This window comes from Lysobacter sp. 1R34A, from assembly GCF_051217035.1.
In the GTDB taxonomy this organism is placed as follows: Bacteria; Pseudomonadota; Gammaproteobacteria; order Xanthomonadales; family Xanthomonadaceae; genus Lysobacter.
The window spans coordinates 289,346-310,020 of record NZ_JBPKJP010000001.1 but is presented as its reverse complement, the minus strand read 5'-3'; the positions used below and the strand labels follow the sequence as shown (position 1 = coordinate 310,020).

Genomic DNA, 20,675 nt, shown 5'->3' with positions numbered 1-20,675 from the left:
CCGGGTCCAGGCGAGACACCACGACGGCACCGACAGGGTGCCGTCGTCGTTTCGCCACCGACTCTCCCACGATCCGGCTACAGCGGAATCTCGAGCTGAGCCCGCAGCGAAAGCGAGGTGGCACGGCGCCGCTGCGTGCCTTGCCAGCCTTCCTCGTCGAAATACTCCGCCGCACTGACGAGGTCGCGTTCGAGCAGATTGCCCAGGCTCAGGCGCAGCTTGCCGCGCGGGCCCAACTTGACCGAGGCATAGGCGTCGAGTTCGCGTCGCGGCGATTCGCTTTCGATCTCGTGCGCGCCGGTGCGCACCGGTCCGCCGCTGCGGTAGCTGTAGCTCGCGCCGAACGTCCAGGCCGGGCCGAGCGCATAGTCGGCGGCCAGGGTCGAGGTCAGGCGCGGTTGGCTGTCGATGCGGTTGTCGGGGCCGGGCAGGGCGTCCACCCGCGACTCGTTGCGGGCAAGGTTGAAGCGCAGGTCGACCGGCATCGCAGGGAACCAGCGCGACAACGACAACTTGCCGTCGATTTCCAGGCCCCAACTGCGGGCGCGGCCGCCGTTGTCCGGCACGGCCACCCAACGCCCCTCGATCAGCCGCGTCTCGGTCCGGATCAGATCGTCGATCTCGCGCAGGTAGGCGCCGAGGCTGAGCATCGCGCCGCGATCCCAGTATTTCTCGTAGGCCAGGTCGAGGCCGGTCGCGAGTTCCGGCCGCAACGCCGGGTTGCCTTGCTGGTCGGGGTTGAGCGCGCGGTTGTTGGTCGAGGTGTAAGGGCGCGGGATCAGCGAGCGCAGTTCCGGCGCGCGGTAGCTGCGGCTCAGGCCCAGGCGCACCTGGTCGTTGCGGGTCGGCGAGAGTTTCCACAACGACTGCAACACCGGCGACAGCACGCTCGCGCCGTTGCGCACGGCGGCGAAGCGGTTGCCTTCGCTGCGGGTGTCCATGCGCTCCCAGCGGGCGCCGAGATACAGCGACCAGCGCGGGCTCAGCCTCCATTCGTCCTGCGCGTACAGCGCCAGCCGGCGCAGGGTGGCGTCGAAGGCGAGGTCGCTGAGCGTTTCCGGCCGGCCGGCGATGGCGCGCAGTCGCTGCCGGCGCGATTCGCTTCGACGCTCCAGGCTGGTTTCCCAGCCGAGTTCGAGCGCGTGGCGGCCGCCGTCGCCGGCGCCGGACTGCGACAGGGGCAGGGCGTATTTGCCGCTGAAACTGAGCCCGTGCCCGCGCAAGCGACCGTCGGTGACATCGTCGAGGTTCTGGCTCGTATCGATCGCATAACCTTGCTCGCGAAAACGCGAACGCTCGCGATGGCCGCTGAGGCCGAACTTGCTGCTGAGCGTGCCGGCCTCGGCGAACTCATGGCGCCAGTGCAGGTCGTTGCGCAGTTGCACGACGTCGATGCCGGTGAATTGCCGATAGCGGACATGCTCGAGCTCCGGGCCGAACGAGGTCGCCCAGGCGATGTCGGCGTACTTGCCGGCGTGGCTGGCGTCGAGCCAGGCCTGCAGAGCCAGGGTGTCGCCGTTTTCCAGGCGCAGCTCGGCACGCGGGGCGATCGAAAGCGCATCGCGGTAGCCGTCGACGCGCAGGCGGGTGCTGCGTTGTGCGCGCAAAGAGCCATCGCGGCTGCGCGCGGTTTCGCCGCCGGTTTCCTCGACCAGGTATTCGCGCCGCAGCAGGGAGGCCTCGAGCGAATGGCTGCGATGACCGTCGCGGCGCGAATGGCTCCAGTGCAGGTTCGGCAGACGGCGGCCGTTCGACGCGCCGAGAGCCAGCTTGAGCTCGTCGCTGTCGCGGCGCGCCTGCCGCGCGAGCACGAGGTTGATGGTCCCGGCGATCGCAGCGCTGCGCAGATCGGCGGTGGTGGTGCGCAGGATCTCGATTCGTTCGATCATCTCCGGCGACAGCGCGCCGAGGTCGAAACCGGGCGGCGCGGCCTGCCCGTCGATCAATAGTTGGGTGTAGCCGTTGCCCATGCCGCGCAGGGAAATCGTGCCGGTGCCGCCCGGCGCCGCGCTGCCGATGCTGACGCCGGGCAGGCGCTTGATCGCGTCGGCGAGGCTGCCGTCGCCGAATGCCAGCAGCTCGGCGCGGGTCACCACGGTGCGCGAGGCGGTGTCCTCGCGGCGTGCGTCGTAGCGCGGGCCTTCGACGATCACGGTGTCGAGTTCGGCGACGGGCGTCGCGGGCACCGCCGGCGAGGACGTGGCCTGGGCCGGCACAGCACCGGCCTGCAGGCAGGCCAGCATCGCCTGGGCGAGCACGGCGAGGCGGCCTGCGTTGTGCAAGTGTTTGTACCGTGGCGTCGGGATATGTAAGGGCATCGATTTCATAGGGGCCGAGGGAGAGGCGCGCTCGCGCAGCCGCCGTGCCTTGCGGCGGCGGAGCGGCGAAGATCGCGGGCAAAGGCCGGCCCTGCCCGCAAGCGGGGCATCGGTGCGAACAGGCCGGGTGGGGTGGCGGCGCGGTTCGCGCGCCGCCGGGACGACTCAGCGGCTCATGGCCGCGAACTCAGCGCAGCAGCGGCTCGGGGTCGACCCGTCGGCCGTCGCGCAGCAGCTCGACGTGGACGTGCGCACCGGTGACCTTGCCGGTGGTGCCGACGCGGCCGATGCGTTCGCCGCTGGCGACCTGCTGGCCGATCTGGACTTCGTAGCGATCGAGATGGGCGTACAGCGATTGCCAGCCGCCGCCGTGATCGAGCACGACCACGGTGCCGTAGTTCGGCGCGTTGTCGTAGCTTTCGGTGGCGGCGACCACCACGCCGGCGGCCGGCGCATGCACTGGCGTGCCGCGCGGCGCGGCGAAGTCGAGGCCGCGGTGCGGATTGCTGCGCGGCGGGCCGACCTCGCCGAAGTGGCCGCTGATCCTCGGCTTGCGCATCGGCGAGGCGAACGCGATCTCGGCGCTGGCCGCGGCGGCGACCGCGCTCGGTGCAGCCTGGGCCGGCGCACTCGCCGGAATGCCCGACGAAATGCCCGCCGGAATGCCCGCAGCGGGGTGCGGGGCGTTTCCGGGCGCAGCGATTTGCACCGAGGCGATCGCCGCTCCGGCGGCCAGCGCGGTCGCCGCCAGTACCCAGCGCAAGGCCGGAGGCGCTCGGCGACGCCGGTCGCCTTCGATCATGTGGGCGATGCGCAGACGGTGATGGCCGGGGTCCTGGCGCGAGAACGCCGCGGCCGGCGCCGGCAGCGGCGCGCCGGCGGACAGACGCAGGGTCTGCAGATAGGCCTGGGCATAGCTGCGGCGGCGATCGGCGCGATCGGCGATGGCCTCGGCATCGCAACGCAATTCGGCGGCCACCTGCACGCGTTGCGCGATCAGGCGCAGGAAGGGATCGAACCACAGCAGGACCTGGACCAAGCGCATCGCGGCGGCGCGTTGCGGGTCGCGCCGGGCGAGGTGGGCGGCTTCGTGACGCAATACCATGCGCAGTTGCTCGCCGCTCATCCGCGCGACCAACGCGACCGGGACCAGGATGGTCGGCCGCGGCAGGCAGACCGCGAACGGGCTGGTCGCGACGTCGATGCTGCGCAGCTCGATGCCGGCCTCGCGCAGGCGCCGCCACTCGGCGGCGACCGACGGGTCGTCGAACCTGCCATCGAATTGGTCCTCGAAAGGACGCGAAGCCGCGACGATGCGGCGCACCGCGCGCAGGCCCGACCACCAGCGCAGCGCGGCGACGAACGCGCCGCTGAGATACACGGCGGCCAGCAAGGGTTCGAGCCAATCGCGCAACGCGGTTGCCGCGGTAGGCGTCGCCGGCGATGCGGCGCCCAGGCCCGGCCAGGCGCCGGCATCGTCGAGCACCGGCAGCGGCAGCGACGGCGCGATCGGCCAGGCCGAGGCCTCCGGTCCGAGCCAACGCAGGATGAGCGCCGCGACGGTCGGCAGGGCCGCCAAGGTCCAGACGCCGAGCCAGTAGGCGCGCGAGGCGTGCGACAGGCGCAGGGCGCGATGCAGGCCTAGGCCGAGGGCCCAGGCCAGCAGCCCGGTGACCAGACAGGCGCCCAGGTGCAGCGACCAGAATTCCAGGCTCGGCAAGCTCATGCCCGCGACTCCGGCTCACCGTCGCGCAGCAACGCTTCGAGCTGATCGATCTCGTCTTCGTTGAGCAGCCGGCTGTCGGCGAAGGCCTGGGTCGGCAGCGGCCCGTCGATCTCGAGCACGCGCTTGGCGAAGTCGCTGCTCAGCGCGGCGAGCACCGCGACCTTGCCGACCGCGGCGCGGTAGACGTTGAGTCCGTGTTCGCCAACCTCCTCGACCAGGCCTTTGTCGACCATGCGTTCGAGGGTCTTGCGCGTGGACGAGTACGACCAGTCCAGCAGCGGCGCGACGCGCTCGTGCAACTCGCGTGCGCTGCAGGCGTTCTCGCGCCACAGGCACTTCAGCAATTCCAGTTCGGCGTTCGACGGGCGGATCATCGCGAAGGGGTTCCAGCGTCAGGTGTCGCAAACATGCGACAAGTGTCGCATGGTGTCAAGGCGCGTGTGCCGGCGCTCGAGCCGAGCCTCTGCGCTTACCGCTGTGCGCGTACGCCAAGCCCGCACGCTGCCGCGATGCTCGGACGGCGGGCCGAACGAAGGCATCGGTCGAATCGGTGAGCCGTAGCTGCACGGTCGCGGCCCGCGAGCTTGACCGCGCGTTTCGAATCGAGGTCGCGCGTGCCGTACTCGCGAGCGTCGATGCGCGCCGGCAACGCAGGGTCGGCAAAGCGGCCACCGGGCATACGCGCAAGCCGTCGCAGATTCACCACGCGACCGCGTCGATACGCATCGGCGCCTGCGCGCGTTCAGCATCGCGCCGTTAGCCTTGCGGCATGCGCGCCAACGGCGTCGCGACTGGGTTGACGCAGTCGTGACGGATGCGGGCGCATCGTGCATCCCGTCCATACTCTTATCGGTGAGTCCATGAACTCCAAGCTCAAATCCACGATCGCCGTCGCCCTGATGTCCTGCGTCATGGCGACCGGCGCGGCCTCCGCGCAGACCAAATCCAAGTCCAGGGCGCAGCCGCGTTGCTACGACGTCGAAGTGCAGCGTCCGAAGCAGGTCAAGGATCAGCACAAGATCGCCGGCACCGCGATCGGTGCGGTCGCGGGCGGCCTGCTGGGCAACCAGGTCGGCGGCGGCAGCGGCAAGAAGCTTGCGACCGCGGCCGGTGCGGTCGGCGGCGCGTTCGCCGGGCGCAAGATCCAGGAAAACCAGCAGAACAAGACCGAGACCGTGATCGAGCGTCGCTGCGACTAAGCCAGGCCGGTTGCGACCGGCCGACCGGTCTCGACCCGGACGTCCAGATCCAAAACGTCTCGACCCAAAGCCGCGCGGGTTCGCCCGCGCGGTTTTTTCATGGGCGAGTCTTTTGCCGGGCGCGTGGTTTGCGCGCGTTCGCCGTGGCGACTCGCCCGCGAGCGCGCTGGCGCGCACCGGCGCCCGTTAGAATGCGCGCATGGCACGACCGACCTCCGCAAGCATCCACACCGACGCGCTGCGTCATAACCTCGCCCAGGCGCGCAGCATGGCGCCGCACAGCCGCGTCATGGCGGTGGTCAAGGCCGACGGCTACGGACACGGCCTGGAACGGGTGGCGCGCGCGCTCGAAGGCGCCGACGCGTTCGGCGTGGCCGCCTTGTCCGACGCCGACCGCCTGCGCGCGGCCGGATTGTCGCAGCCGATCGTGTTGCTGTCGGGTTTCGACGAGGCCGACGACCTGCCGCAGCTGCGCCGGCTCGGCGTGGAGACCGTGGTCCACCACGTCAGCCAGGTCGAGATGCTCGAACAGGCCGGGCCCGGCGAGCCGATCCGCTGCTGGCTCAAGGTCGACAGCGGCATGCACCGGCTCGGCTTCGCGCCGCAGGACGTGCGCGAAGCGCATGCGCGCTTGAGCGCGGCGGCGAGCGTGGCCGACGGCATCGTGCTGATGAATCACTTCGCCAGTTCGGACGAATTCGACAAGCCGCAGACCCGCCAGCAACTGCAGGCTTTCGCCGCGGCCACCGCCGGCCTGGCGGGCTCGCGTTCGCTGGCCAATTCCGCCGCCGTGCTCGGCTGGCCGGACGCGCACGCCGACTGGATCCGTCCGGGCGGCCTGCTGTACGGCATCAGCGCGGTCGAAGGGCGCACCGGCGCCGATTTCGGCCTGCGTCCGGCGATGACCTTGTCGACCCGCCTGATCGCGGTCAACCGGGTCGGCAAGGGCGAACGCATCGGTTATGCCGCGACCTGGGAATGCCCCGAGGACATGCTGGTCGGGGTCGCCGCGATCGGTTACGGCGACGGCTACCCGCGCGCGGCGCCCTCGGGCACGCCGGTGCGCGTGGCCGGCCACGACACCCAGGTCATCGGCCGGGTCTCGATGGACCTGATGACGATCGACCTGCGGGGCATCCCCGAGGCGCAGGTCGGCGACCCGGTGCTGTTGTGGGGCCCGGAACTGCCGGTCGAGCGCATCGCCGAAGCCAGCGGCACCATCGGCTACGAGCTGACCTGCTCGATCACCCGGCGGGTGCGCTTCGTCGAAGCCTGAGCGCTGCGGCGGTCCGCAGCGGTCGCAGGGGAGGGCGGTTCCGGACGGTTCGGCGCTGACCTCGCGTCGGCTGGCGAGACCCTGTCTCGCCCAGTGCCTGGCGATTTCGCAGGCCGCACACCGGTGCGCGGGCCCGTCTCGCACCAGTTCGCGACAGTCGCAACGCATGGACGGGATCTCCTCCCTACCAGCGGTCAAAACCGCTATTCATTAATTTAAATTTGTGACTTACATCACAAATTAACGATTGCAGTGGGTGGTTCCGCCCATTCCCGGCCCGTCCCCGGGCGCGCTAGCGTCGCTGGAGCGTCGCGGCCAAGACCGCACGCGTCCAACCGGCCCGGACCGCGTCCGGGCCGCAATCTATCTCGGGGAGTCACGAATGAAGCAACGCAATTTGGTGAGCGCACTGGGCCTGGGCCTGGCGATGATGGTCGCTTCGAGCATGGCCAACGCCGAAGGCCCGAACCCGAACCGGGTCTGGGTGAAGTTCAAGCCCGGTGCCGGCGCGGGCGCCGCCAACCGCGGCCTGGCCCAGGCCAACCTGCAACAGAAGGTGCAAGCCTTGCGCACCAAGCTGGCCACGCTCCACGGCGGCGACGCCACGGTCAATTTCCAGTTCGACCAGCTCAACGCCGCCGTGCTGACCCTGCCGTCGGCCGCCGCAGTCAGGGCCCTGCGCGATAACCCCGAGGTCGAATCGGTCGAGATCGACCAGCCGCGCTATCCGATGGCGCAGAGCGTTCCCTACGGCATCGACCAGGTCCAGGCCCGCAACGTATGGGACGCCAATCGCGACGGCGTCATCGACGCCGGCGCGGCCACCGGCGAAGGCATCAAGGTCTGCGTGATCGACTCGGGCATCAACTCGACCCACGAGGATTTCGCCGGCATCGCCCTGACCGGCTATCCGACCGGCTGGAACACCGACACCTGCGGCCACGGCACCCACGTCGCCGGCACCATCGCCGCGGCCAACAACGCCACCGGCGTGGTCGGCGTCAGCCCGGGCAAGGTCTCGTTGCACATCGTCAAGATCTTCGGCAGCAACGGCTACAACGGCAGCAGCCACGGCCAGTGCTCGTGGACCTACAGTTCGACCCTGGTCGATGCCGCCAACCGCTGCGCCGCGGCCGGCGCCAAGGTCATCAACATGAGCCTCGGCGGCGGCGGCAGCTCGGCCACCGAGAGCAATGCCTTCCAGACCCTGGCCAACAACGGCGTGCTGAGCATCGCCGCGGCCGGCAACGACGGCAACGCCACCCTGAGCTACCCGGCGTCGTACCCGAGCGTGGTGTCGGTGGCCGCGATCGACCAGAACAACGCCAAGGCCGACTTCTCCCAGTTCAACAGCGAAGTCGAACTCGCCGCGCCGGGCGTGGACACCTACAGCACCACGCCGCTGGCCAACGATCCGCTGGTGGTCGGCAACAGCCAGTTCGCCGCCAACCCGATCAGCGGCTCCAGGCAGACCACCGCCAGCGCCGGCTGGGTCAACGGCGGCCAGTGCACCGCCTCGTCGAACACCTGGCGCAACAAGGTCGTGCTGTGCCAGCGCGGCACCAACACCTTCACCGACAAGGCGAGCAAGGTGAAGACCGGTCGCGGCCTGGCGATGGTGGTCTACAACAACGTCGACGGCCCGCTGCAGGCCGGTCTGTACAGCTCGGCGACGCCGCCGCAGCCGGTGACCAGCACGCTGCCGGCGGTGGGCATCAGCAAGGCCGACGGCGAAACCATCATCGCCACGCTGGCCGGGCAGACCGCCACGGTCGATGCGACCCCGTCGGTCAGCAACGTCGCCTACGAGAACAAGAGCGGCACCTCGATGGCGACCCCGCACGTCTCCGGCGTGGCGGCGGTGGTATGGAGCGCCAAGCCGACGGCGACCGCGCAGCAGGTCCGCGACGCCCTGGCGACCACCGCGGTCGACCTGGACGCGCCCGGCCGCGACAACAACACCGGCTGGGGCCTGGTCCAGACCCAGGCGGCGATCACGGAACTGCAGTCCCAGTAAGCGCCGGTCGCACGGACGGGGTTCGAGCATGAACCCCGTCCGTTCCGGACGGCGGAGGACGCGGCATACTGCCGCCTCCTCGACCTCGCGGCTGCCGCAATGCCCGAAGCCAACGCGACCGCGCTGATCTGGTTCCGCAACGATTTGCGCCTGGCCGATCATCCCGCGTTGCGCGCCGCGCTGGAAGCCGGCTACACCCCGATCCCGATCTACATCCACGCCCCCGACGAGCACGCCAGCTGGCGTCCCGGTGCGGCCTCGGATGCCTGGCGCCACCGCTCGCTTGCCGCGCTCGACCGCGACCTGCGCCAACGCGGCTCGCACCTGCGCCATTTCTTCGGCCCGAGCTTGGCCACCCTGCAATCGCTGATCCTCGCCACCGACGCCCAGGCGGTGTTCTGGAACCGCCGCTACGAGCCGCACATCGAACGCCGCGACACCAAGATCAAGCAGACCCTGCGCGGCATGGGCCTGGAGGTCGAAAGCTTCAACAGTGCGCTGATGTTCGAGCCGTGGACCCTGCGCACCAAGCAAGGCGGGCCGTTCAAGGTGTTCACGCCTTACTGGCGTTCGGCCCTGGCGAACTGGAGGGACGAGCCGCTGTGGCAGCCGCCGGCCTCGCTGCCGAGCACCCGCGAAGGGCCGGACGGCGTGCCCCTGGCCGCGCTCAGGCTGGCGCCGGAGCGCGACTGGGCCGAACCGTTCTGGCACCACTGGACGCCGGGCGAAGCCGGCGCGCACGCGGCCTTGGAGACTTTCGCCGACGGCGCCTTGCGCGGGTACACCGAGCAACGCGACCGCCCCGACCGGGTCGGCACTTCGCGGCTGTCGCCGCACCTGCATTTCGGCGAGATCGCGCCGTGGCGCGTGGCGCAGGCGCTGCGCGAGCAGCGCAACGCCAGCAACGCCCGCGACGTCGACTCGGCGGTGCGCGAGCTGGGCTGGCGCGAGTTCGCTCACCACCTGCTGCATCACTTTCCGGACACGCCGGAGCAGAACTTCAATCCGCGCTTCGCGGATTTCGACTGGGCGCGCGTGTCGCAGCCGCGCCTGGACGCCTGGCAGCAGGGCCGCACCGGGGTTCCGATCGTCGACGCCGGCATGCGCGAGCTGTGGGCCACCGGCTGGATGCACAACCGCGTGCGCATGATCGTGGCGAGCTATCTGACCAAGCACCTGCGCTATCACTGGCGCCACGGCGCGCGCTGGTTCTGGGACACCCTGGTCGACGCCGACCTGGCCAACAACAGCCTGGGCTGGCAATGGGTCGCCGGCACCGGCGCCGACGCCGCACCGTATTTCCGCGTGTTCAATCCGGTGACCCAATCGGAGAAGTTCGATCCCGACGGCGACTACATCGCGCGCTGGGTGCCCGAGCTCGCCGGCCTGCCGGTGCCGCTGCGCTTCGCGCCGTGGCGCGATGCGGCGCTGTTGCGCCGGCATGCGCCCGACTACCCGCCGCAGCCGCTGGTCGACCTGGCGGCCGGGCGCGACGACGCGCTCGAGGCCTATCGCAAGCTGCGCGACTGAGGGCAGGGCGCGGCCGCGTGCGTGGCGTCGCGGGTCACGCATCACGGATGCGCTCTCCGGGCGCGCGCGGCGCCCGCTTCGGCGCGGCTCGCGTTGACGCCGCTCGCGGCAGCGTGATTCACTCGACGCTGACGCTTGGGAGGGCGCATGGCCAAAGCAGAAGCGGGGGCAACATCGCGCAAGCGTGCGCGTCGCGAGCCGATGTCGCGGGTCGATACGGCCTGGCTGCGAATGGAACGCTCGACCAATCCGATGATGATCACCGGCGTGCTGATGTTCGCCGAGCCGATGTCGCTGGACGCACTCAAGCGCGTGGTCGAGCAGCGTTTCCTGGCCTATACGCGTTTCAGCCAGAAAGCGGTCGACACCGCCGCGGGCGCGTATTGGCAGACCGACGAAGACTTCGACCTCGACTGGCACGTCCAGCACACGGCCTTGCCCGGGCGCGGCGGCAAGCGCGGGCTGGAGCGGTTCGTCAGCCAGCTCGCGTCGAGTCCGCTCGACGGCAGCCGGCCGCTCTGGCAGTTCCACCTGGTCGAACGCTACAACGGCGGCTCGGCGCTGATCGCGCGCATCCACCACAGCTATGCCGACGGCATCGCCCTGGTCCAGGTGCTGCTGTCGCTGACCGACACCACCGCCGAACCGGCCAAGGGCAGCGACCTGGCCCATGCCTGGCTCAAGCAGGACGGCGCCGAAGTCGCGCGCCGCGTCGGTGCGGTCGACCGCTACATGAAGCTCGGCAGCAAGGTGGTCGAGAAGAGCATGGAGATGTACCGCGACCCGACCCTCGCCGCGATGCTGGCGAAGGAGGGCGGCGAGATCGCCCGCGAACTGCTGCATGCCCTGTCGCTGCCGGACGACCCGCCGTCGCTGCTGCGCGGCAAGCTCGGCGTCAGCAAGCGGGTGGCCTGGGCCGAGCCCTTGGACCTGGAAGAGGTCAAGGCAGTCGGCCGCGCCTGCGACTGCACCGTCAACGACGTTTTGATGGCGACCGCGGCCGGCGCGCTGCGCAGCTACATGATCGAGCGCGGCGACAACGTCGACGGCCTGACCTTGCGCGCGACGGTGCCGGTGAACCTGCGCCCGCTCGAACACGCGCGCAAGCTCGGCAATCACTTCGGCTTGGTCTTCCTCGACCTGCCGGTCGGCGAGGACAATCCGATCCGCCGGGTGGAACGCGTCGCGGAGTGCATGAATAATCTAAAGAATTCGCGCCAAGCCATTGTTGCCTTTGGGCTTTTGGCTGCGCTCGGCATGGCCCCAGCGCAGGTGCAGGGCTTGGCGCTGGAACTGTTCAGCCGCAAGGCCACGGCGGTCGCGACCAATGTGCCGGGGCCGCAGCAACCGCTGTACCTGGCCGGCTGCCGGCTCGACGGGATGATGTTCTGGGTGCCGCAGACCGGCTCGATCGGGATCGGCATTTCGATCCTGAGCTACAACGGGCGCGTGCATTTCGGCCTGATCGCCGACGGCAAGCTGATCCCCGATCCGGACGCGGTGATCCAGCGCTTCGGCAGCGAGTTCGACAAGCTGCTGTATCTGTCGCTGATGGGCAATTGGGACGTCGCCCTCAATGCCGAGGCCGCCGACGCCTTGATGCCCGCGCTGTGATACCTGGCTGAGCGCCCCCGGTCCGCCGGTGCGGACCGCTATCCGACCGACTCCGCGGATGCGGACCGCTATCGGGCCACGGTCCGTGGATGTAGACCTTGGCCGACTGCGGCCTGAATGTGGCCGGTTCTCGTCACTCGTCCGCGACGGCGGCGTGATTAGCGTGTTCGGGCACCGCAACACAGACGAGGATTCCCCATGAACACCCAGATCAAGCTCGCCCTGGCCGCCGCCAGCATGACCGTGTTGCTAGCCGGTTGCGCCACCGGCGGTGGCGGCTACTACGGCGGCCAGCAGCAACCGTATCCGGGCCAGAACCCGCCGCCGGAACAGCAGGGCGGCATGAACCGCACCCAGAAGGGCGCCCTGATCGGCGCGCTCGCCGGCGTCGCGGCCGGCCTGCTCAGCGGCGACGACGCCACCGAACGCCGCCAGCGCGCTCTGATCGGCGCCGGTGTCGGCGGCCTCGCCGGCGGCGCCATCGGCAACTACCAGGATCGGCAGGAACGCGCGCTGCGCGACCGCATGGCCGGCACCGGCGTCGACGTGGTCCGCCAGGGCGACAACATCACCCTGAACATGCCGAGCAACATCACCTTCGCCTTCAACAGCGCCAACCTCGATCCGCAGTTCTATTCGGTGCTCGACAACGTCGCCAGCACCCTGACCGAGTACAACCAGACCATCGTCGAGGTCGCCGGCCACACCGACAGCATCGGCACCGATGCGGTCAATCAGCGACTGTCCGAGCAGCGCGCCGCCAGCGTCGGCAATTACCTGATGTCCAAGGGCCTGGTGCGCGACCGTTTCATCCTGACCGGTGCGGGCAAGACCCGTCCGATCGCCAGCAACGAGACCGAAGCCGGACGCGCCCAGAACCGCCGCGTCGAGATCACTCTGGTGCCGGTGCGCTCGTGACCGTCCAGGCCGGGCGCCGCCGCCGAGGCGGTCGCTTCAGCCTTGCCGCATAAACGAAACGGGCCGCATCGCGGCCCGTTTCTTTGTTTGCGGCCCGGTGTTCGCCTCAGCCGGCACGTTCGAACGAGAACAACCTTGCGAGCGGATGCGGCCGGCGCTCGATCGCCGCGCGCAGCAGGCCGGCGCCGATCATGCTGTAGGTGATGCCGTTGCCGCCGTACGCCATCGCGAACTGCACGCGCGGGCCGTATTGCGGATGCGCGCCGAACCAGGGCAGCCCGTCGGCGGTTTCGGCGAAGGTGCCGGCCCAGGCGAAGGCCGGTTGCAGCTGCAGGCCGGGAAAACGCCGGCCGACCTGGCGCACCAGTTTGCTCGCGCGCGACTCGACCCGGCGGTCGCGCCGCGCCGGCAGGTCGATCGCATCGTCGCAACCGCCGACCACGAGGCGGCCGTCGCCGGTGCCGCGCAGATACAGATACGGCCGCGCCGATTCCCAGACCAGGGTCTTGCCGAGCCGTCCCAATTGCTCGGGTTCGAGCGGATCGGTGACGAAGGCATAGCTGCTGCGATTGCGCGCCAGGCGTTGCTTGAGCCAGTGCTGGCCCGCGTAGCCGGCCGCGATCACGAGATGGTCGGCGCGCACGCGCAAGCCTTCCTCGGTGCGCAGTTCGATCGAACGCGAGGTCGCACGCAGTCGCTCGATGCGGGTGCGGTCGTACACGCCGACCCCGCGCCGCTGCAGGCGCGCCAACAAACGCAAGGTCAATCGATACGGATCGACCGACGCGGCGCAGGCGCTGAGGATCGCGCCCGGCGCCTGCAGCCCGTAGTCGCCGGCCAGTTGTCGCCGGTCGAGCCAACGCAGCTGCAGGCCGTGCGCTTGACGCAATGCGGCCTCTTTGCGCAGCAGCGGCAGGTGGCCCGGCTTGCTGGCGAAATACAGGCTGGAGCAGCGACGGAAGTCGACATCGCGCAAGCCGCGTGCGACCGCCTGCAGCGCCGGGATGGCCTCGGCGCAGGCGCGATAGGCGAGGGCGGCCTGGTCCTCGCCGTATTGCCGGCACAGGTCGACCAGATGCGTGTCGATTTCGTATTGCAGCAGGGCGGTGCTCGCGGCGGTGCTGCCCCAACCGGCATCGCGCTGTTCGAACACGGCGACGTCGTGGCCGTGCGCAGCGAGTTCGTCGGCGATCAGCGCGCCGCTGATGCCGCCGCCGATCACCGCGACCTCGCAGCGCAGGTCTTCGCCCAAGCGTGGAAACGCATGCATGAGACCGTTGCGGATCGCCCAGAACGGGTAGCCGCTTTTCAGGTCCATGGGGAGGCGAGCCGGGGCGACATGCGCCTAGCAGAACCGTTGCGGCGTCGTCGCCGGGTGATCGTGAGATTCACAGCAGGCAATGCAAACCGGCGCCGCGGGGCAGCGCGCCGCAGGGCAGGCCGCGCGGAAACTCAGTGACGGACTTCGCTGGCCTCGTGCAGGCCGCCGAATCCCGGCTGCGGCTCGACCGCGAGTTCCTTTTCCAGCTCGACCCGGAACTCCTCGAAGCTCAGGCCGCGTTCGGCCACTTCGGTCTGCGCCGCAGTGCGCAGCGCGGCGGAACAGCCCAGGCTGACTTCGCGGCCTTCGCCGCGGTGCAGCGATGCGGCGCGTTCGAGCAGGGCGAGGACCCGCGCCGCGCTTTCCGAACCGCCGACGATGCGGCCGCCGAGACCGAGCGTCCATTCGCCTTCGCGACGCACGATGCCGCCGAGCAGCCGACCCTGCGCGTCGCGCAATTCGGCGTGCGGCTCGATGCTCGGGCCGGGCGGGGGCGCGTTGCGGGCCTTGGCGATCTTGCGTTTCTTGGCGTCGCGGCGGGCCTTGGAATTGATCGACATATGCTCCTCGCTCAGCCGGTTCGTCCTGGAAAGATCATAGCCTGTCGACGCGATCGGGCCATAGCGCCGGGGCGGGCGCGGCCCGCCGGAGCTTCAGGCCGCAGCCAGCCTGTTGGGCGGGCTTGAACGGTGGGCCCGCAGCCCGGGCCGCGCCGGCCCGCTGCGACGGCGCGCCCGGCGCGGATGGCCGGACGCGCTGGCACGCAGGGACCCTCACGATCGCTGCGCGCTCAGAACCACAGCCGCAGGCCGGCGACCAGGCGGGTGTCTTCGACCTGCTCGCCGGCATCGCGGCGATAATCGGCGGTGCCGCCGAAGGCGCGTTCCCAACCGACCCCGACATAGGGCGCGAATCGACGGGTGATCTCGTAGCGCAGGCGCAGCCCGGCCTCGACGCTGCTGAGGCCGGAACCGATGCCGCGTTGCGGATCGTCGCGGCCGGACAGCTCGACTTCGATCAGCGGCTGCAGGATCAGCCGATTGGTCAACAGCAATTCGTATTCGGCTTCGAGGTTCAGGGCGGTGCGTCCCGACTCGCCGACGTAGGCGGTCGCGGCCACTTCGAACTTGTACGGCGACAGTCCTTGCACGCCGATCGCCGCCCAGCTCTGCGAATCCGCCGGCGCGAAGTCGTGCTTGAGGCCGGCGACCAGATCCCACCATGGCGATATCGCGCGGCCGTACAGGACTTCCAGGTCGGCCGACTCGGTCCGGCCGTGTTCGCGTTCGCCTTCGCTGCGCAGCCACAGGCGATCGGTATCGGTGCCGATCCAGGCCTGGCCCTCCCAGGCTTGGGCGCTGCCGTGTTCGGCCTCGACCGCCTCCAGGCGGTTGAGCACGAAGTAGCTGTTGACCGCCGGGGCGTGGCGCATGTGGTGCGACACGGGCGGAAACGCCGCGGCGCGGTCGGCGTCGGTGGGCGGAGGGATCGGCTCGCGCGGCTCGCTTGCGGGCGGCGTACCGATCGCGTGGGGCCTGCCCGAGTGACCCGTCTTCGAATGGTCCATCTGCGAGTGATCCATCGCCGAGTGATCCATCCGGGAATGATCCGCGGGCTGAGACGCGACGGGGGCCTGCGTCGGCGGCCGGTCCTGCGCCGTCGCATGACCCATCTGCGAGTGATCCATTGACGAATGCGCCGGCACCTTCGTATCGGCCGCGGCGGGCGCGACCGCGGGCCGGCCGCGGATGGGCTGCGCGGCATGCGCGCGGTGATCGGTGTGATCCATCGTCTGGGCGCCGACGCCGCCGGCCCACAGCAAGGACAGCGTCAGCGCGGAGCGGCGCAAAGCGGTCGAGGTTTTCATTCTTCGACCCTCACTTCGCGCATCATCCCGGCTTCCATGTGATACAGCAGGTGGCAGTGATAGGCCCAGCGCCCGAGCGCATCGGCGCGCACCCGGTAGCTGCGCCGGGTGCCCGGCGGCATGTCGATGGTGTGCTTGCGTACCTGGAACTCGCCTTGCTCGTTCTCCAGGTCGCTCCACAGGCCGTGCAGGTGGATCGGGTGGGTCATCATGGTGTCGTTGATCAGCACGATGCGCAGGCGTTCGCCGTAGGTCATGCGGATCGGTTCGGCGCCTTCGAATTTCTGGCCGTCGAAGGACCAGGCGAATTTCTCCATGTGGCCCGTGAGGTGCAGCTCGATTTCGCGGCCGGGCTCGCGACCGTCGGGGTCGTCGAACAGGCTGCGCAGGTCGGCATAGGTCAGCACCTTGCGGCCGTTGTCGCGCAGGCCGATGCCGGGGTCGTCGAGCTTCGCCGAAGTCGCCATCGCGCGCATGTCGATCAGGCGTTCGTCGCCCGTCGCCGGCTTGCCCGCCGGGCTGCCGTGCGCCGAATGATCCATGCCGGCCATGCCCATGTTCGCGCCGCAGCCGCCTTCCATGCCCTTCATCTGCGACATGTCGTGGCCGCTGCCGTGCATGCCGCCATGCTGCATGCCGCCGTGGCCCATGTCGTCCATGGTCAGCAGCGGACGCGGTTCGTTGCGCGGCACCTCGGCCTGCAGGCCGTCGCGCAGCGCCAGGGTGCCGCGCGCGTGTCCGGTGCGGGCGTTGTCCTGGGCGAATATGGTGTAGGCGTCCTGGCCCGAGGGCTCGACCAATACATCGAAGGTCTCGGCGACGGCGATGCGGAACTCGTCGACCGTGACCGGGTGGATGTACTGCCCGTCGGCGGCGACCACGGTCATCTTCAGGCCGGGGATGCGCACGTCGAAGTAGGTCATCGCCGAGCCGTTGACGAAGCGCAGCAGCACTTTCTCTCCGGGACGGAACAGGCCGGTCCAGTTGCCCGCGGGCGCGACGCCGTTGAGCAGATAGGTATAGGTGTGGCCGTTGACGTCGGACAGGTCGGTCGGGGTCATGCGCATGCGGCCCCACTCGCCGCGGTCGCGCAGGGTCGCGGCGAGGCCGCGCTCGCGCGCATCGCGCATGAAGTCGCCGACCGTGCGCTTGTAGTAGTTGTCGTAGCTCGACATCTTCTTCAAGCGCCGGAACAGCGCGCCCGGGTCGAGGTCGGTCCAGTCAGACAACAGCACCACGTGCTCGCGGTCGAAATGGAAGGGCGCGGCCTCGCGCGGGTCGATCACGATCGCGCCGTACAGGCCGGCCTGTTCCTGGAACAGCGAGTGGCTGTGGTACCAGTAAGTGCCCGACTGGCCGACCCGGAAGCGATAGGTATAGGTCTCGCCGGGATGGATGCCGTCGAAGCTGAAACCCGGCACGCCGTCCATGTTGGACGGCAGGATCAGGCCGTGCCAGTGGATCGAGGACATGCCGTCGGCGAGGCGGTTGGCGACGCGCAAGGTGACGGTATCGCCCTCGCGCCAGCGCAGGATCGGCGCCGGCAGCGTGCCGTTGACGGTGATCGCCGGGCGGGTGCGGCCAGTGAAATTGACCGGGGCGGCGCCGATCGAAAGATCGAACTCGGTGCCGCGCAGGGTCTGAGCGGTACCGGCCAGGCCGGTCGAGGCGAATGCGGAATGCCACAGGCCGCTGCCTGCGGCGAGGCCGCCCGCGGCCAGGCCGGTGACGAAGCGGCGACGGCCGGCATCGATCGGCGCGGCGCCGTCGAAGCGGTTGTATCGGTTCATGGTGTTCTGCCTGTTGGCGAAAAGTCGCAACGGTGTTGCGAAGCGCGCAATCCGTGCCGGCCGGTCGAACCGGCCAGGAAGAGGCTTGCGCGGTCGGGTGGCGAGCGCGCTCGACGAGCGTCGGGCCACGGGCCGGGCACAGCCCCGGCCGAGCGATTCAGGCGATCGGAGGCCGGATCGGCAGGCTCGACACGCCCTTGGGCGCGGCGGCTTCGACCGGCAAGGCCAGCAAGCTGTCGGACAGCTGCGGCGCTATCGGCAAGGCGATGCGGACGATCGCGACCGCCTGCAGGCAGTCGCACTGGCAGCGGTACTTGCCGCAGCAATCCTCGTCGGGTGCCGGGTCCGGCGCGGCCGGCGCTTGCGGCTGCGCGGCGAGGGCAGGGGCCTCGTCCATTTCCCCGTCCACCTCATGGCAATCGCCATTCATGGCCATGCCAGGCTCGACGTCCGCCAGCGTATCCGGCTGAGCGTTCATCGCCATCGTCGGCCCGGCCATGCTCGTCATACCGGCATGCATGGCATGGGCACCGCCCACCGACATCGCGGCCGCGGCATAGCCGTTGAGGCTGATCGCGACGATCAGCAGCAGGCGCAGCAGGAGCGGGAAATAGGCCATGGAGCGTCGGACCGGAGACGGTACAGGATGGGGCAGGAGACGCGTCAGTTTCAACGGTTTTCGGTATCGCCGCGTTAACCGTTCGTGAGAGCCGCGGCCGACACGATGGGAAGGTTGCCGCGCGGCGAACGCACCACCTCAGCGGGCGAGGTCGCCGTACTCGGTATACAGCACGCGCTCGACCGTCGCGCCGCCGATGCGGTCGCCGGCCCTGAGCTCGCCGCTGCTCGCCGCGGCGCGGGGTTCGGCGATCACGCGCTCGCCTTCGCCGTGCGGTGTCGCCACCTGCACGACCTGGTCCATGTCGGGCGCGCCTTCGATCCGATGAGCGACGAAGTGCTCGCGGCCACGGCCGAAAGCGATCCATTGCCGCGGCTGCGGCTTGCGTCCGGGCTCGAAACGGCGGAAGTGCACGATCCGGCCGACCTCGACCTCGATGCCGGTGAGGATCCGCGTCCCGCCGCGTTCGAAATGGCCGCGGTACAGATCCGCCTTGAAACGGCCGTCGGGACGGATGGTATCGGGCAGGACCCATCGTTCGCTCGGCGCCAGGGTGTAGTACTCGCCCGGATGCGAGTTGGCATCGGCGCGGTATCGCTGCAGCGCTGCATCGGGCAGGCCGCCCTCGAAGATCAACTGGTAATCGTGCGGGCGATGGAACATCGGCAGGTGCGAGAGATAGACCACATCGGTGCCGACGACCAGCATGCCGTGGGTGTTCGGCCGGTCGGCGAACTCGCCGGGTTGAGCGATGCGCGCCAGGACGAACTCGTCGTCCACTTCTTGATGGAGGAAATCGCCGAGCCCGGCGCAGACCCGCTGCCATCGCGCCAGGCTCGATGCATCGAGGGCGAGCGCGCGTTCGTCGGGCTGATAGGCGCTGCCGAGCGGGTACAACCGGCCGGGTCGGGCGCTCATCTCGATGTGCGCGCCGAGCACGCGCTCGACGCGGTGGCGTTGCGCGAAGGACGCCAGGCGCGCCGCGCTGGCGCGATAGGCCGGCCAGTCGCGCACGGTCAGCAGACCCGGATACAGGCTGTCGCCGCTGAACAGGCTCGCGGTTTGCGCATCGTAGATCGCGATGTGCGCGGGCTCATGGCCCGGCAAAGGCAACACGGTGAGCGCGCGGCCGCCGAGGGCGAAGCCGGCCTCGCCCTCGGGCCAGCGGTCGAGGCCGAAGAACGCTGCGACCTGCTGCGGCTGGGTGCCGACCACCTGGGTGTCGGGCCGGTCGCGGAACTGGGCATCGCCATGGACGTGGTCGCGATGAGCGTGGCTGTGCGCCACCACCAGCGGCAGGGTGTCGAGCCGGTGCCGGCGCTGCCACTCGCCGAGCAAGCGATCGACGGTCGCGCGCAGGGGCAGCTCGCTGCCCGCACCGGGTTCCGCGCCGGAGTCGAGCAGCAAGGCCCGTCGATCGCCCGCCAACAGGTACAGGAACGGCGCTTCGAAATTGCTGGTCTTGGACTGGCGCAGGATCCACAACCCGGGCGCGGCCTCGTGCACCTGCAGGCTGGGTTCGCCGGGCGCGCCATGAACCCAGCGCTCCGGCAGGGTGACCTCGTGCACGGCCGCGTAGCCGGCCGGACCGGCGGTGGCCAGGGCGAAAAACAGCAGCAGACGGTGCAAGGCAGGCATAGGCAGGCGACGGAACGGCGAACCGGCGGGGATTATCCGGTATCGCCGGTTTTCCTGCCGCGGCATGTCTGCCGTCGCCCGTGTGCAGATGGGAGGACACAGGCTGGTGAGCGTTGCCGCGGTGTGGCCTTGGAGCCCGCCAGCGCGGGACGACGGGCAGAAGCGAGCAGCCTCGATGCGTGTGAACCGCATCATTCGGACGGCCGACGTTGCTCCTATCGTCACCCCCGCGAAGGCGGGGATCCAGAGACTTCAGAGTCATATCGCGGCCGGAGCCGATCAAGAATCTCGCACGTGTGCCGGCGTTGCGTTCAGCGCCTTCCACGACCTCGACTGCACGCGGTCAAACAGATGTACGCGCTGATGCCGGGTCCGCCGGCGGCGAACGTCGACGTGCTGATCGACAACATCCATGACCGGGATCGTCGACGGAGATCATCGAGGCGCACCGGTTGTGATGCGCGTCGCAGGGCGGCATTGCCGCCGTGCGACGCGCAGCTGCGCCGGATCGTGTGAAAGCGTGCGCAGGATGCCGTTTTCATATGCGGCGACGCCGAAAGTGAACGATGCGATCGCAAAACGATCTTGCCAACGCAGGTGGCCCGGCGTACTTTAATCCGCGGCCGGCGACTCGCCGGCGCACGACGATTCCATGACGGGCGCGACGCCCTTCATCACTCAGCCAGCCGGCGTTCCTGCCCGCAAGCTCGATCCCATCCAGAGCCTGCAGGTAATCACAGTGAACGCATACCGAGGCGCGGCTTGCGCGTCCCCCCGTGTCCGATCGTCTGCCGCGTCGTCGCGGCGGTTCGTTTTCGTCCCTTGCCATGCCATATCGATGC

The 20,675-nt window shown here is 69.7% G+C and carries 16 protein-coding genes; 7 read left to right on the top strand and 9 right to left on the bottom strand.

Going from position 1 to position 20,675, the window contains the following annotated elements; genetic code table 11:
• Positions 1-77 precede the first annotated feature (77 nt).
• The 3 genes from ACSAMQ_RS01125 to ACSAMQ_RS01115 form a co-directional block, all read right to left on the bottom strand.
• On the bottom strand, positions 78-2,282 hold the full coding sequence (locus ACSAMQ_RS01125) for a TonB-dependent receptor plug domain-containing protein (RefSeq protein WP_435393869.1): 2,205 nt from the start codon (positions 2,280-2,282) through the stop codon (positions 78-80).
• 223 nt (positions 2,283-2,505) lie between these two features.
• Complete coding sequence (locus ACSAMQ_RS01120; protein ID WP_435393868.1) at positions 2,506-4,044, bottom strand: M23/M56 family metallopeptidase; 1,539 nt, start codon at positions 4,042-4,044, stop codon at positions 2,506-2,508.
• Positions 4,041-4,418, bottom strand: a complete 378-nt coding sequence (locus ACSAMQ_RS01115; RefSeq protein ID WP_435393867.1) for a BlaI/MecI/CopY family transcriptional regulator — start codon at positions 4,416-4,418, stop codon at positions 4,041-4,043. The genes ACSAMQ_RS01120 and ACSAMQ_RS01115 overlap by 4 nt, the downstream gene beginning before the upstream one ends.
• Before the next feature lie 486 nt (positions 4,419-4,904).
• On the opposite strand from ACSAMQ_RS01115, the gene ACSAMQ_RS01110 reads away from it, so the two are divergent.
• The 6 genes from ACSAMQ_RS01110 (at position 4,905) to ACSAMQ_RS01085 (ending at position 12,598) form a co-directional block, all read left to right on the top strand.
• A complete protein-coding gene (locus ACSAMQ_RS01110) occupies positions 4,905-5,243 on the top strand; it encodes a glycine zipper 2TM domain-containing protein (RefSeq protein WP_435393866.1) in 339 nt (112 codons plus the stop codon).
• Positions 5,244-5,442: 199 nt separating this feature from the next.
• On the top strand, positions 5,443-6,519 hold the full coding sequence (gene alr, locus ACSAMQ_RS01105; RefSeq protein ID WP_435393865.1) for an alanine racemase: 1,077 nt from the start codon (positions 5,443-5,445) through the stop codon (positions 6,517-6,519).
• 382 nt (positions 6,520-6,901) lie between these two features.
• Complete coding sequence (locus tag ACSAMQ_RS01100) at positions 6,902-8,536, top strand: S8 family serine peptidase (RefSeq protein ID WP_435393864.1); 1,635 nt, start codon at positions 6,902-6,904, stop codon at positions 8,534-8,536.
• 99 nt (positions 8,537-8,635) lie between these two features.
• The gene (locus ACSAMQ_RS01095; protein WP_435393863.1) at positions 8,636-10,066 is read left to right on the top strand and encodes a cryptochrome/photolyase family protein; all 1,431 of its coding nucleotides are present in this window, start codon (positions 8,636-8,638) and stop codon (positions 10,064-10,066) included.
• 147 nt (positions 10,067-10,213) lie between these two features.
• Positions 10,214-11,680, top strand: a complete 1,467-nt coding sequence (locus ACSAMQ_RS01090) for a WS/DGAT/MGAT family O-acyltransferase (protein ID WP_435393862.1) — start codon at positions 10,214-10,216, stop codon at positions 11,678-11,680.
• Positions 11,681-11,878: 198 nt separating this feature from the next.
• Positions 11,879-12,598 (top strand): OmpA family protein, encoded by a 720-nt coding sequence (locus ACSAMQ_RS01085; RefSeq protein ID WP_435393861.1) that lies wholly within the window; start codon positions 11,879-11,881, stop codon positions 12,596-12,598.
• 106 nt (positions 12,599-12,704) lie between these two features.
• Here ACSAMQ_RS01085 and ACSAMQ_RS01080 read toward each other — a convergent pair whose 3' ends face one another.
• From ACSAMQ_RS01080 to ACSAMQ_RS01055, 6 genes are all read right to left on the bottom strand, one after another.
• On the bottom strand, positions 12,705-13,916 hold the full coding sequence (locus tag ACSAMQ_RS01080; RefSeq protein WP_435393860.1) for an NAD(P)/FAD-dependent oxidoreductase: 1,212 nt from the start codon (positions 13,914-13,916) through the stop codon (positions 12,705-12,707).
• Positions 13,917-14,050: 134 nt separating this feature from the next.
• Positions 14,051-14,479 (bottom strand): hypothetical protein, encoded by a 429-nt coding sequence (locus ACSAMQ_RS01075; protein ID WP_435393859.1) that lies wholly within the window; start codon positions 14,477-14,479, stop codon positions 14,051-14,053.
• Between the two features lie 230 nt (positions 14,480-14,709).
• Positions 14,710-15,768 (bottom strand): copper resistance protein B, encoded by a 1,059-nt coding sequence (locus ACSAMQ_RS01070; protein WP_435393889.1) that lies wholly within the window; start codon positions 15,766-15,768, stop codon positions 14,710-14,712.
• Between the two features lie 14 nt (positions 15,769-15,782).
• On the bottom strand, positions 15,783-17,576 hold the full coding sequence (locus ACSAMQ_RS01065; RefSeq protein ID WP_435393858.1) for a copper resistance system multicopper oxidase: 1,794 nt from the start codon (positions 17,574-17,576) through the stop codon (positions 15,783-15,785).
• Positions 17,577-17,733: 157 nt separating this feature from the next.
• Positions 17,734-18,195 carry a CopL family metal-binding regulatory protein gene (locus tag ACSAMQ_RS01060; protein ID WP_435393857.1) on the bottom strand — a complete coding sequence of 154 codons (462 nt, stop codon included), beginning with the start codon at positions 18,193-18,195 and terminating at the stop codon, positions 17,734-17,736.
• Between the two features lie 138 nt (positions 18,196-18,333).
• On the bottom strand, positions 18,334-19,833 hold the full coding sequence (locus ACSAMQ_RS01055; RefSeq protein ID WP_435393856.1) for an MBL fold metallo-hydrolase: 1,500 nt from the start codon (positions 19,831-19,833) through the stop codon (positions 18,334-18,336).
• A 351-nt stretch (positions 19,834-20,184) separates the two neighbouring features.
• Here ACSAMQ_RS01055 and ACSAMQ_RS01050 point away from each other — a divergent pair, with 351 nt between their 5' ends.
• Positions 20,185-20,349 (top strand): hypothetical protein, encoded by a 165-nt coding sequence (locus tag ACSAMQ_RS01050; RefSeq protein WP_435393855.1) that lies wholly within the window; start codon positions 20,185-20,187, stop codon positions 20,347-20,349.
• Positions 20,350-20,675: the final 326 nt, after the last annotated feature.

What these genes read in the sequence shown, in the direction of transcription:
- ACSAMQ_RS01120 (WP_435393868.1), bottom strand. Translation starts at nt 4,044, where the DNA reads ATGAGCTTGCCGAGCCTGGAATTCTGGTCGCTGCACCTGGGCGCCTGT.
- ACSAMQ_RS01115 (WP_435393867.1), bottom strand. Translation starts at nt 4,418, where the DNA reads ATGATCCGCCCGTCGAACGCCGAACTGGAATTGCTGAAGTGCCTGTGG.
- ACSAMQ_RS01110 (WP_435393866.1), top strand. Translation starts at nt 4,905, where the DNA reads ATGAACTCCAAGCTCAAATCCACGATCGCCGTCGCCCTGATGTCCTGC.
- alr (WP_435393865.1), top strand. Translation starts at nt 5,443, where the DNA reads ATGGCACGACCGACCTCCGCAAGCATCCACACCGACGCGCTGCGTCAT.
- ACSAMQ_RS01100 (WP_435393864.1), top strand. Translation starts at nt 6,902, where the DNA reads ATGAAGCAACGCAATTTGGTGAGCGCACTGGGCCTGGGCCTGGCGATG.
- ACSAMQ_RS01095 (WP_435393863.1), top strand. Translation starts at nt 8,636, where the DNA reads ATGCCCGAAGCCAACGCGACCGCGCTGATCTGGTTCCGCAACGATTTG.
- ACSAMQ_RS01090 (WP_435393862.1), top strand. Translation starts at nt 10,214, where the DNA reads ATGGCCAAAGCAGAAGCGGGGGCAACATCGCGCAAGCGTGCGCGTCGC.
- ACSAMQ_RS01085 (WP_435393861.1), top strand. Translation starts at nt 11,879, where the DNA reads ATGAACACCCAGATCAAGCTCGCCCTGGCCGCCGCCAGCATGACCGTG.
- ACSAMQ_RS01080 (WP_435393860.1), bottom strand. Translation starts at nt 13,916, where the DNA reads ATGGACCTGAAAAGCGGCTACCCGTTCTGGGCGATCCGCAACGGTCTC.
- ACSAMQ_RS01075 (WP_435393859.1), bottom strand. Translation starts at nt 14,479, where the DNA reads ATGTCGATCAATTCCAAGGCCCGCCGCGACGCCAAGAAACGCAAGATC.
- ACSAMQ_RS01065 (WP_435393858.1), bottom strand. Translation starts at nt 17,576, where the DNA reads ATGAACCGATACAACCGCTTCGACGGCGCCGCGCCGATCGATGCCGGC.
- ACSAMQ_RS01060 (WP_435393857.1), bottom strand. Translation starts at nt 18,195, where the DNA reads ATGGCCTATTTCCCGCTCCTGCTGCGCCTGCTGCTGATCGTCGCGATC.
- ACSAMQ_RS01055 (WP_435393856.1), bottom strand. Translation starts at nt 19,833, where the DNA reads ATGCCTGCCTTGCACCGTCTGCTGCTGTTTTTCGCCCTGGCCACCGCC.
- ACSAMQ_RS01050 (WP_435393855.1), top strand. Translation starts at nt 20,185, where the DNA reads ATGTACGCGCTGATGCCGGGTCCGCCGGCGGCGAACGTCGACGTGCTG.